Origin of the sequence: Vibrio hepatarius (assembly GCF_001274785.1) — a bacterium.
In the GTDB taxonomy this organism is placed as follows: Bacteria; Pseudomonadota; Gammaproteobacteria; order Enterobacterales; family Vibrionaceae; genus Vibrio; species Vibrio hepatarius.
The window spans coordinates 1-12,373 of sequence record NZ_LHPI01000018.1; the positions used below are offsets into that span (position 1 = coordinate 1).

Here is a 12,373-nt window from a genome sequence, read left to right on the forward strand (position 1 = left end):
GTTTATATTGTTAAAGAGCTTTGCTATGAGACTTACTCAAAGCGGACGGTCATTTTAGCGAGATAACTTATTGTGTCAAACACTTTTTTCGTTATTTCTTTGAAAGTAACTTTGGTTAACTTTCACCGTCTTGCTGCCTTGCTTTTCAGCTCGGTTTCCCGTGACAACGGAGGCGCATTATAGGGAGGAATTCAAAAGGCGCAATAGAAAATATGGAAAAAACTCGCATTTTGGATTCGTTCGTTCACATTTCAACCAAACTGTATTAAAGACAAACAAAAAGGGCCTATCAAGGCCCTTTTTAGTTAACTTAATTACTGATGCGCAATGATCTGGTCGTTGCTAACTACCAACTTAATTGGCTTATCTGGAACTACATTCCCCGCCAATATTTCTTTGGCTAGTGGGTTTTCGACACTTTGTTGGATCGCACGCTTCAACGGACGCGCACCGTATACTGGGTCGAAACCGACTTGAGCAATATGTTCGAGCGCTTTGTCTGACACCTCAAGCACAAAGCCTTTCTCTTCCATTCGTGACGCTAAGCGTTGCAACTGAATAGAAGCAATCGACTTGATATGGTCTTGTCCGAGTGGATGGAACACGACACTCTCATCAACACGGTTAAGAAACTCAGGACGGAAGTGTTTGCTAACAACATCCATCACCTGCTCTTTCATACCTTCGTAATCCAGCGAGCCGAAATTCTCTTGAATACGTGTTGAACCCAAGTTAGATGTCATGATAACCACAGTATTACGGAAATCTACCGTTCTACCCTGCCCGTCAGTGAGTCTACCATCATCCAATACTTGCAGCAGAATATTAAACACGTCCGGATGCGCTTTCTCTACTTCATCAAGTAGGATGACAGAATAAGGTTTACGCCTTACCGCTTCGGTTAGGTAACCACCTTCTTCATACCCCACATAACCTGGAGGTGCACCGACCAATCGCGCCACAGAGTGCTTCTCCATGAACTCAGACATATCGATACGAACCATCGCATCTTCACTGTCGAACATAAAGCTCGCCAGTGTTTTACAAAGTTCGGTTTTACCAACCCCGGTTGGACCTAAGAATAGGAACGAACCAATTGGTCGATTTGGATCAGACAATCCAGCTCGACTACGACGAATCGCATTCGATACCACTTCCACCGCTTCGACTTGACCAATCACACGTTTGTGTAACACGTCTTCCATGCGCAGCAGTTTCTCTTTTTCTGCTTCCAGCATTTTGGATACTGGAATCCCCGTTTGTTTCGAGAGTACTTCGGCGATTTCGTTGTCTGTAACCTTATTGCGTAGCAAGGTCATCTCTTGCATTTCAGCCTGTGTCGCAAGATCGAGTTGTTTCTCTAACTCAGGGATACGACCGTACTGAAGCTCAGACATTCTGTTTAAATCGCCCGCTCGACGTGCGAACTCCATATCCATACGCGCTTGCTCAAGCTCAGACTTGATATGCTGCGTACCAGAGAGGGCTGCTTTCTCTGCGTTCCAAACTTCTTCTAACTCAGCAAACTCTCGCTCTTTCTCCGCCAACTCTTCGTTGAGCATGTTTAAGCGTTTTTCACTCGCGTCATCATGCTCGTTGTTTAGCGCTTGCTGCTCAATTTTAAGCTGGATGATTTTACGCTCCAACTTATCCAGAGCTTCTGGTTTCGAGTCTATTTGCATTCTGATGCTAGACGCTGCCTCGTCGATCAAGTCAATTGCTTTATCCGGCAACTGACGGTCAGAAATATAACGGTGCGACAAGCTTGCCGCTGCAACGATAGCAGGGTCAGTAATTTCTACGTGGTGGTGTAATTCGTAACGCTCTTTCAAACCACGCAAAATCGCTACTGTATCTTCAACCGACGGTTCATCCACCAGCACTTTTTGGAAACGACGTTCTAACGCTGGATCCTTTTCAATATATTGGCGGTACTCATCTAATGTCGTCGCACCAACACAATGTAGCTCACCACGAGCAAGCGCAGGCTTGAGCATATTACCTGCATCCATAGAGCCTTCGCCTTTACCCGCACCGACCATAGTGTGCACTTCGTCTATAAAGAGGATGACGTTGCCCTCTTCTTTCGCCAGTTCGTTAAGAACTGATTTCAAGCGCTCTTCGAACTCACCACGGTATTTGGCACCAGCCACTAACGCGCCCATATCCAACGCCAGTACGCGGCGGCCGCGAAGGCCTTCCGGAACTTCGTTATTAATGATGCGTTGAGCAAGCCCTTCAACAATGGCCGTTTTACCCACACCAGGCTCACCGATGATCACTGGGTTGTTTTTGGTACGACGCTGCAACACCTGGATAGTGCGGCGGATTTCATCGTCACGGCCGATCACCGGATCCAATTTACCTTGCTCAGCGCGTTCGGTCAGGTCAATGGTGAACTTCTCAAGTGCTTGGCGAAGCTCTTCCGCATTTGGATCATTAACTTTCTGTCCGCCACGCACTTTATCGATCGCTTCGCTGATCTTTGCTTCGGTTAGACCTTGCTCTTTTAGCAATGCGCCTAATGGACCACGATCTTCAATCGCCGCCAGCAAAAAGATCTCTGACGAGATATAGGTATCTTGGCGCTTTTGCGCGACCTTATCACACAGGTTAAAAAGAGTGCCCATTGAGCTAGAAAGCTGCACATCCCCACCAATACCACTCACTTTCGGTAGTCGGTCAAGGATTTCGCTCAATTTAGAACGCAGTTGAGTCACATCGACATTAAGCATGGTTAGCAATGGACGGATCGGACTACCGTCTTGATCCATTAATGCCACCATCAGGTGTACCGGTTCGATGTATTGATGGTCGCGGCCTAACGCCAACGATTGAGCGTCAGATATCGCGATTTGAAATTTACTTGTGAATCTGTCAAGACGCATATCTACCTTCCTAACCTCAAATAGAAGAATTCTTTAGTCAGTTAGAAAGATGGTTACGTCAGCGAAGATTTTCAAGGGGAATAGATCGCTTCCCCTAAAATTTAGGTGGGTATTATTGCTCGATCCAGATAAAACTCGCTTGGCGGCCAGTTTTACCGTCTCGGCGGTAAGAGTAAAAACGCTCTGCGTCGTTGTAGGTACATAAATCGCTGTAGTAAACCGCCATCACTCCCGCTTTATTCAAACGTTGAGTCACCAGCATATTCATATCAGCATGCCATTTGCCCTCAATGTTTTTGGGCGTAAACGCTTTTTCGGCTTGAGAGTCAAACGTGCAAAACGCATCCAGTACATCTTTACCGACTTCAAATGCGCTTTGACCAATCGCAGGACCAATCCACGCCAACACCTCACCGTCAAACTTTTGCAGCGCTTGTTCAACGATGCCACCCGCTAAACCTCGCCAGCCCGCATGCACCGCCGCAACTTGGGTCCCTGTGGTGTTGGTGAGCAACACAGGTAAACAATCAGCGGTCATAGCACTACAAACCACATTCGCAGATTGTGTAAACAAACCATCTGCATCCAGAACCTCGTCGGTCGGAGAGCTGACTTCCAATACAAGCGTAGAATGAGTTTGATTAAGCCAAATTGGTCGTGATGGCATATTGGCATGTTCGAACAACCATTGGCGGTTACTCGCAACGACTGCGGCATCATCCCCAACATGGCTACCAAGGTTTAAACCTTGGTAAGGCGCATGAGAAAACCCGCCAATGCGAGTCGACGCAAAAGCTTTAATATTGCTCGGTGCTGGCCAGTTAGGGACGATCATTTCCATGCTTAGTAATCTTCTTCCAAGCCATGTTCTTGCGTATCTTGACGAAGCGCTTCTGCCATTTCAACCATGTCATCAGGTACATCAGCATGAAACTCTAATTGTTCGCCAGTAACTGGATGTTCAAACCTTAGCATCACCGCATGGAGTGCCTGACGGTCGAAACTACGGATCTTCTCCGCCAATTCCTGAGTCGCACCAGATGGAATACGCGCGCGACCACCATAGGCAGTATCGCCCAACAGCGGATGTTGCAAGTAAGCCATGTGTACACGAATTTGGTGTGTACGACCAGTTTCCAAACGTAGACGAATACGAGTATGTTCGCGGAAATGCTCCGCTACTCGGTAATGCGTCACCGCTGGCTTGCCCATTGGGCTGACTGCCATCAGAGTACGTTTGGTAGAATGGCGACCAATGGGTTGTTCAACCTTACCACCTGCAGTCATACGACCAATCGCAATTGCTTCGTACTCACGAGTGATATTGCGTTTTTGTAGCGCACGAACCAAACGCGTTTGCGCTGGTACCGTTTTCGCTACCACCATAAGACCCGTGGTATCTTTATCTAGACGATGGACAATACCTGCGCGCGGCACTTCTGCAATCGCTGGGTAATGATGCAACAATGCATTCAATACTGTGCCATCCGGTGTGCCAGCACCTGGATGAACCACGAAGTCACGTGGCTTGTTGATCACAATAATGTCGTCATCTTCGTAGACGATATCCAAAGGAATATCTTGCGCTTCCCAGCGCTCTTCATCTTCAAGTTCCGCTTGCAGTGTAATGACCTCACCGCCCATCACCTTAGTACGGGGTTTCTTGACAACTTCACCATCGACTTGGACTTTACCTTCCAAAAGCCACTCTTTTAAACGAGAGCGAGAGAAGTCGGCGAATAATTCGGCGATAGCTTGGTCAAGACGCTGACCTAATTGGCTATCTTTAATTGTGTTGGTTAATTCAATCTGCTGAGCCATGTCGAACTTTTTTAAAAACTGAGAGACTAATCGTCACTACTGTGGAAAAATATAATATTTGGACATTGTATCTGTTACCGTCCAGAAAGTAACGGAAGCAACGAAATATTTATCTGAAGGAACCGAATCCTGACATGAAAAAGCATACCTTATCTGGCTTATTGGCGTTATCAGTACTGGTTGGCTGCTCAAGCAGCGACGAGGTCGTCCCAGATGTTCCTCCATCAGAGCTTTACTCTGAAGCTCAAGTTGCACTGCAAAGTGGCAATTGGCTGTCGGCAATCAGTCAGCTAGAAGCTTTGGACTCTCGTTATCCATTTGGTGCTTATTCAGATCAAGTTCAACTCGACCTTATCTACGCTTACTACAAAAATGACGATTTAGCGCTGGGGCTGGCGACTATTGAGCGCTTCACACGCTTAAACCCTACTCACGAAAAGTTAGACTGGGTGTTATACATGCGTGGTCTGACTCACATGGCACAAGATCGCAACTTTATGCACGACCTATTTAACATTGACCGTGCTGACCGCGACCCTGAACCCGTTAAAAAAGCGTTTGCAGACTTCAAACGCTTACTGGAGCGTTACCCAACCAGTCCATATGCAGAAGATGCGCAGAAACGCATGTACGCGCTTAAAAACCGTCTTGCGGAATACGATTTAGCCACAGCAGATTTCTACTTACGACGTGAAGCTTGGATCGCGGCAATTAACCGTGCTCAAGAATTACAAAAGACTTATCCGGATACAGAAGCGGCGCGTAAATCGTTAGACATCCAACTGGAAGCTTACAAAGAGCTTGGGTTGACAGACGCTATTGAACGCACAGAGAAGCTGATGGAACTCAATCCGCGTTAAGCTTGCAAAATTGATAGTCTGAAGCCGCCTACTTAAAGGCGGCTTTTTTTGTGCTTTAGCGAAACAAGCACGTGGTGAATTCGATGAATCCAAGCACTGCACTGTATCAATGCGGCTAAACATATCGCACAACATTCATCGGCATAAATTGCTTAAGAAGACACTGGAATAAAGAGGGGAAATGAAACGGGAGAAGTTCTGGAAGATAATTCACATTTTGAGTTGTTCAATCTTCACGCAATGACTTTTATTGAGCCGAACCCCGCCCCTAAAAAGTAGAAGATTTTTAGTAACTTACTCTTCTCAATCTAATGAGTTTTTTCTTCAAAACAAGCTTTTTTATGCATAAACACAACTACTCTTTGAGTTGGATCACGTTTAAATTTAGTCGGTAAAGCACCCCATAAAATAATGATCTATGTCACATTATTTTGTGATGGGATGGGTAATCTGGAGTTAACCCATGAGGGATTACACAGAGGAAACATATATGAAAGTAAACATCACTGGTAAAAACATCGACATCACCTCTGCAATCCGTGCTCACATTGAGAGCAAGTTTAAAAAACTAGAAAAGTGGCAAGTAGACATCATCGGTTGTCAGGCAAGCTTCAGCGAGGAGCCAAATAAGCAGAAGAAATTTGAAGCTGTCATCACCGTACCAAAAGGCAAACTTGTTGCTTCAGCAGTACATGAAGATTTATACGCTGCCGTTAATGAGGTAGAACAGAAACTAGAACGTCAGCTAAACAAACTACGCCATAAACCAGAAGCTCGCCGAGCAGATAAGCCGGAGCTGGAAGAGGCTGAAACAGAGTAATCCTTGTAAGAATGCTCAATTCGCAGAGGAATCAAGAAGTAGCGCCGAAAGGCGCTATTTTTTTGCTTGACGCTCCATGAGCGGTTGCTTATTGTGTTTGCAGCTTAATTGAAAAGTAACGCATTATGACACCAACTATTCTGTTCTTTTTTGACTTCTTTTTTCTCCACTAACACTGGAGGCTCTCTCGTTTTCGAAAGATAAGTCAAGAACGAACAGAAGGCCTCCCAAACGGGAGGCTTTTTTATTTTAAGGAATACAGGATGACTGAACAAAAATACTCTCTTGAAGAGATACGCTTGAGACTTAATGAGCTTGATGACCAGCTATTAAAGCTGCTCTCTGAGCGCAGAAAGATGAGTATTGAAGTCGCCAAAAGTAAAGTGGAAACCTCTAAGCCTGTGCGTGACGCCTCTCGCGAACAGCAGTTGCTGGTCAAGCTGATCAACGCTGGTCGTGATAAATACGAGCTAGACGCGCAGTACATCACCAAGCTGTTCCACACCATCATTGAAGATTCAGTTCTACTCCAGCAGTCGTACCTACAAAACCTTGCTAACCCAGAACTCAGCCGTAAGCCTTTGGCGCGCGTCGCTTTCTTGGGCTCGAAAGGCTCTTACTCTCACCTCGCGAGCCGTGAATTCTTTAGCCGTAAGAACACCGAGCTTATCGAGCTCAACTGCGAACAATTTAAGGAAGTCGCGAATACGGTTGAATCGGGTCACGCCGACTACGGTGTACTGCCGATTGAGAACACCAGCTCGGGCTCAATCAACGAAGTGTACGATTTGCTACAGCACACCACGTTATACATCGTCGGTGAACTGACACTACCGATCGAACATTGCTTGGTGGCTACCTCAGACATCCGCTTGGAAGAGATTAAAACCCTCTACTCTCACCCTCAGCCTTATCAGCAATGCAGTGAGTTTTTAAGCAAATTAAAAGGCGTGAAGCTTGAGTCATGCGCCAGCACTGCAGATGCGATGCGTAAAGTCCAAGAATTAAACCGTAGCGATGTCGCGGCGATTGGAAACTCTTCGAGTGGCAAGCTATACGGTTTGCAAGCGATCCAAAACAACATTGCCAACCAAACCGAAAACCACACTCGCTTTATCGTGGTTGCCCGTAAACCGGTCGAAGTGTCGGCACAAATACCAGCGAAAACCACATTAATCATGTCAACAGCACAAGACGCAGGCTCACTGGTTGAGACACTGCTGGTGCTTCAACGCTACGGAATCAACATGACGAAACTTGAGTCTCGTCCAATTATGGGCAATCCATGGGAAGAAATGTTTTATGTTGATCTGGAGTCTCACCTGGACTCCGAAGAGATGCAACAAGCCCTAAATGGACTAACCAAGATCACAAAACATCTGAAAGTTCTTGGCTGCTACCCGAGTGAAAATGTGAAACCGACCCAAATCAAGTTGCAGTAAAATAACTCTACCGAGTTCAAATAATTCTATTCTTTAGCTGACACCTCTAATCGATGCTCTTACTATTCATGGCTTAAGTTGCATATTAGTTGTGTGTCAGCCTAATAACTGACGCTGATAAGCATTGATCGACGTAATTGTTTTACCAATCACAGTAAGTAAACGGCCAGAGACAGCACGATAAAAACGCATGAGAACAAGGCGAATTTTTTCGATAAGTAGTGATTCTTCAATCAGCTTACTTTGAAACGAAAAAGTCGACGACGTTAACGAGTGTTTTAACAAGCTAAAATGAACAGTTACTTACTCAGGTTGGTATAAAAGGTGCCAAACAGTCAGTATGAAAACCTCATTCCCACTTATTCTTCTCTTTGTTTCATTCTTTAGCGTTGCCGGAAGAACACCGCTCAACGTTTATTTGTGGGAAGACACACTTTCTCCTCAAGTCGTCGAACTGTGGGAACGCAACAATAACTACCAAATTCAACGCTCTCATTTCGACAATGATGACGAACGCAGTTTGTTGATGATGAAAAGCGTCCAGTTACCTTTTGATATCGTGGTACTGGATAACGTTTCAGCACAAATCTATGGCCGACAAGGCATCTTCGAAGATCTATCTAAACTGCCGAATAGAAAACACAACGCGGCCAAATGGAACCAAGCGTGCGGCACTCACGCCGTACCCTACTTTTGGGGCTCAGTAGGAATCGCATATCGTAAAGACCTGATTGCCAACCCACCTAAAACATGGGATGAGTTTGTCCACCCACCCGCTGAGCTAGAAGGCCGAATCGGCATGATCAACGACAGCGTGGAAACCTTCTTGCCGCTGTTTTATAGCTTAGGCATTGCCCCAACCACTGAAGATGTCTCCCAGATCCAGTCTAGTTATGAGGCTCTCCAACGCTTTAGCGAAAAAGTCCTGACTTTCGATTACATCCTAAGCTACATCCGCAGCCAGAAAAATTACGACAAGTTACAAATGGCACTGGCATACAGCGGCGACCAACATTCGTTGAATCGCTTTTTTACTGGCAACAATTGGGATTTTTCGGTCCCAGATGGTGAGCTTTACATCTGGGTCGATTGTCTGGCCGTCAGCAGTCATTCAGAAAACAAACGCGCCGCGCTCTCGTTTTTGAATCATCTTTCAGATCCCGAAAACGCTGCAAAGAATGCAATCCATATCAAAGCTGCAACGCCCAATTTAAGTGCACTAAAACTAATGCCAGATTGGTACCTAAATGATGCATCATTGTTCCCGGGTGAAGAAAGAGTCGCCAACGCTCATATCGACAGCGAACTTTCGGCACAAAATATTAGCCTAAGAACAAAAATAATTAATCGTATTCTTAAACGTCATGAAGCTCAGTACTAGAGTTCTGTTACTAGTCACGCCAGTCATTCTCCTTAGTGCTGCTGTTTCTAGCTACAGCATATACTCGAACCAAAAAGAAACTCTGATCAAGCGCGAAAACAGTTACTTACAACTGACAATGGAAAAGCTTGCGGGGCACTTTCGTCAGTCAGTTTCCTTAATCAATAGTTACTCATTAACGCTCATTAAAAGCGACATCATCCGCCATTACTTTGGTCAGCCAGAAAATCCCTACCGAGAAATGAAGCTGATCGAGAGCCTGCAAACTACGATTGATGACTTACAACCCAACCAACAAGATGCACTCGCAGTCGCCATTGTCGACAGCAACGAAGAAGTGAAATTCTTTGCTGATAATCAAAGTGACCCTTTTGGTACTTTAGATGAAAACGTCCTGACTTACGTAAAGTACATGTATAAGCACACCGGAGAGCTCTCTCACACGGGCTTTGCACACAATTATCAGGGGCAGAGCATTTTGATCCGCTACGATATTCTGGACAAAAACACCCTAACCTCTCCGCTGAGTTACAACAAAGACCAAATTTTTTTCGTCATCGTTTCGTTGTCGCTGGAAAAGTTTGACGAGATAAAACACGTTCTCGAATTTGATAACGACAGCAGCATCTACTTTTCTCTTGAACCGGTGAAAAAACCCGGTTTAACGCAGTCTGTCGAATTGAAACCCAACCTGTATGCGGTACTTGACCCTGCGCAGTACTTGTTGGATGAGCAATTGAGTAAGATTGAAAACAAACTCCTGATAGCTTTCGGTGCATCAGCGCTCACGACCGTCATTATTTTATTGCTACTGCTTTACCAGCATGTCATCAAACCAATCACCCGTTTGGACGACCAACTGAGAGAAGTCGAGCAACAGCGCCGCACGAATATCGACCGCCTGCCAAACGACAACGAAATCGGCCGTCTGTCGGTGCGCTTCTACGATATGTACCGTGAGCTCAACTCAAGCTACCAAAAAACTAAAGCGATGGCCGAAAATGACCATCTGACCCAGCTGGCGAACCGCTATCAATTCCAAACCTTTGCCAGCCGGAACATCGCCAATAAAATGCTTAACACCCGTGCTTGGATTCTCTATATCGACCTAGACAACTTTAAGTACGTTAACGACAAATACGGCCATAATGTCGGTGACAAGCTGCTAGTTAGCTTTGCCGAGCACATCAAACAAAGCTGTCACGAGTTCGAACGTAACTTCGGCATTAAGTGTCTTGCGGCGCGTTTATCGGGTGACGAGTTTGCTATTTTTGTTTCTTCTTCTCATCGTTCTAATTACGCCGAGCAGATGGCGAATGAAGTGCTCGACCCAATCCAAAATAGCGCTAACTCGCCGCTTGGCAACTTACCCATTACCGCCAGTATCGGCATTGCGTCTTACCCAAAAGATGGCCATGACCTCACCACTCTACTATCCAACGCCGATACCGCGATGTATCAAGCCAAGCGCGCAGGTAAGAACCAAGTCGCGCATTACTCTAAAGAGCTAGACCAAGTGGTTAAACGCCGGACGCAAATCGAGCGAGCGCTGCGTAACGGTGACCTTGATAAAGAATTTACCCTGATGTATCAACCTTACTTCGACCGTAGCGGTAAGGAAGTCAAAGGGTTGGAAGCCCTGTTACGTTGGGAGTCGAAAAAACTAGGTAATATTCCTCCAAGTGAGTTCATCCCTATTTCGGAGCAGATTGGCTTATTTGGCTCTATTGACCGTTGGGTGGTTAAACAAGCTTTCCTCGATTTTGAAGCTATCCAAGCGTGCTTTAATCAACCAGTGCAGATTTCAATTAACCTCTCCTCAGCAGAGCTGGATTCTTTGCAGCTCGCCCAAGACATTATGGCGTTGTCGCGACAATACAAAGTCCAGCCGTATTTGATTGATTTTGAGATCACCGAAACCTTCGCGTCTGACTCGCAAAGTTTCTTGCTGCTGCATAAATTATCCCAAGCAGGTTTTAAGCTGACGATTGATGACTTCGGCTCTGGTTACACCTCTATCACCCAACTGGTCGAATACCCGGTACAAAAAATCAAGTTCGACCGCGAGTTTTTAGGCACCTTAATCAAGACCAATAATCAGGCCGTCGTCAAACCTCTGGTTGACCTTTGTCATTCACAATCTATGCTAGTAACCGCAGAAGGGATCGAGTCTCATGAGATGCACACATGGTTGGCCGAAAACCAATGTGATTACATGCAGGGCTACTATTTATCCGCCCCGTTGTCACTCGAGCAACTGCAAGCCAATAGCCCAAAGATGAAAGGAATGATTGATGTCAGTGAAGAAAGTCGTCGTCGCTTCGCTTAACCCAGCCAAAATCAACGCGGTTAAGAGCGCGTTTCAATCTGCATTTCCACACCAAGCTTTTGAATTTATTGGTATGAGCGTCGAAAGTGAAGTCGACGATCAACCAATGAGTAATGAAGAAACCCGAGACGGTGCGCTTAATCGTGTTAGAAATGCCAAAATCTCGCAACCAGACGCTGACTATTACGTCGGTTTAGAAGCAGGGATCGAAGACAACGTTACCTTTGCCTGGATGATTATTGAGTCAGATACCCACCGAGGAGAATCGCGTTCAGCAAGTTTGATGCTGCCGCCGTTGGTGATTGAAAAGCTCGATCACGCCAATGAACTAGGCGATGTGATGGATGAGGTGTTTGGCACTGAAAACATCAAACAAAAAGGTGGAGCAATTAGCCTGCTCACTCAAGACTTGCTCACTCGCAGCAGTGTCTATCATCAGGCATTGATTTTGGCGTTAATTCCTTTTACCAACCCAGAGCACTTTCCTGCCAACTTATAAAAAAAGGTGCCGATTTGGCACCTTTCTATTTACTTACGTTCCAGCAGTTGAGTGATCACACTCTTTTCTTGCTCAGACTTTGATTTTAATTCATTCGAGCCGCGTGTGATGGTTGCAATCCCGACGCCGAGTAGCTGACTAATCTGTCTTTGCGAAAGCTCACCTTTCAGCAGCTCACGAAAGATGTTAACCCTTGAAATCAGAGACTCTCGCTCATCAGGGCTAAGCAACATAGTTAACAACATTTCATGCTGATTGGTTGCCGTGCTTTCTTTGACTAAATCTAATATTTCCTGCCACTCAGTGTACTCAGGTTGTGTTGCCATCTTTTCT

Annotated in this window: 10 protein-coding genes and 1 other annotated feature; of the genes, 6 read left to right on the forward strand and 4 right to left on the reverse strand. The window is 45.7% G+C overall.

Features of this window, described 5'->3' with window-relative positions; genetic code table 11:
• Window positions 1-314: 314 nt before the first annotated feature.
• The 3 genes from clpB to rluD form a co-directional block, all read right to left on the reverse strand.
• Window positions 315-2,888 (reverse strand): ATP-dependent chaperone ClpB, encoded by a 2,574-nt coding sequence (gene clpB / locus AKJ31_RS16545; RefSeq protein WP_053410199.1) that lies wholly within the window; start codon window positions 2,886-2,888, stop codon window positions 315-317.
• A gap of 112 nt (window positions 2,889-3,000) precedes the next feature.
• Window positions 3,001-3,729, reverse strand: coding sequence for a peptidoglycan editing factor PgeF (gene pgeF, locus AKJ31_RS16550; RefSeq protein WP_053410200.1), 729 nt, complete (start codon window positions 3,727-3,729; stop codon window positions 3,001-3,003).
• Window positions 3,730-3,731: 2 nt separating this feature from the next.
• Complete coding sequence (gene rluD / locus AKJ31_RS16555; protein WP_053410201.1) at window positions 3,732-4,709, reverse strand: 23S rRNA pseudouridine(1911/1915/1917) synthase RluD; 978 nt, start codon at window positions 4,707-4,709, stop codon at window positions 3,732-3,734.
• Between the two features lie 134 nt (window positions 4,710-4,843).
• Here rluD and AKJ31_RS16560 point away from each other — a divergent pair, with 134 nt between their 5' ends.
• The 6 genes from AKJ31_RS16560 (at window position 4,844) to yjjX (ending at window position 12,040) form a co-directional block, all read left to right on the forward strand.
• Complete coding sequence (locus AKJ31_RS16560) at window positions 4,844-5,569, forward strand: outer membrane protein assembly factor BamD (protein ID WP_053410202.1); 726 nt, start codon at window positions 4,844-4,846, stop codon at window positions 5,567-5,569.
• Window positions 5,570-6,059: 490 nt separating this feature from the next.
• Window positions 6,060-6,389: a ribosome hibernation-promoting factor, HPF/YfiA family gene (hpf, locus tag AKJ31_RS16565; protein ID WP_053410203.1), complete on the forward strand. Its 330-nt coding sequence runs from the start codon at window positions 6,060-6,062 to the stop codon at window positions 6,387-6,389.
• A gap of 127 nt (window positions 6,390-6,516) precedes the next feature.
• Window positions 6,517-6,638: a sequence feature (Phe leader region), on the forward strand.
• 14 nt (window positions 6,639-6,652) lie between these two features.
• Window positions 6,653-7,831 carry a prephenate dehydratase gene (gene pheA, locus AKJ31_RS16570; RefSeq protein WP_053410204.1) on the forward strand — a complete coding sequence of 393 codons (1,179 nt, stop codon included), beginning with the start codon at window positions 6,653-6,655 and terminating at the stop codon, window positions 7,829-7,831.
• Between the two features lie 340 nt (window positions 7,832-8,171).
• Window positions 8,172-9,212, forward strand: coding sequence for a polyamine ABC transporter substrate-binding protein (locus AKJ31_RS16580; protein WP_053410206.1), 1,041 nt, complete (start codon window positions 8,172-8,174; stop codon window positions 9,210-9,212).
• Window positions 9,196-11,541, forward strand: a complete 2,346-nt coding sequence (locus tag AKJ31_RS16585) for a putative bifunctional diguanylate cyclase/phosphodiesterase (RefSeq protein WP_053410207.1) — start codon at window positions 9,196-9,198, stop codon at window positions 11,539-11,541. The genes AKJ31_RS16580 and AKJ31_RS16585 overlap by 17 nt, the downstream gene beginning before the upstream one ends.
• Complete coding sequence (gene yjjX / locus AKJ31_RS16590) at window positions 11,507-12,040, forward strand: inosine/xanthosine triphosphatase (RefSeq protein WP_053410208.1); 534 nt, start codon at window positions 11,507-11,509, stop codon at window positions 12,038-12,040. Before AKJ31_RS16585 ends, yjjX begins: the two co-directional genes overlap by 35 nt.
• Before the next feature lie 29 nt (window positions 12,041-12,069).
• On the opposite strand, the gene trpR is transcribed toward yjjX, so the two are convergent.
• Window positions 12,070-12,366: a trp operon repressor gene (gene trpR, locus AKJ31_RS16595; RefSeq protein WP_053410209.1), complete on the reverse strand. Its 297-nt coding sequence runs from the start codon at window positions 12,364-12,366 to the stop codon at window positions 12,070-12,072.
• Window positions 12,367-12,373: the final 7 nt, after the last annotated feature.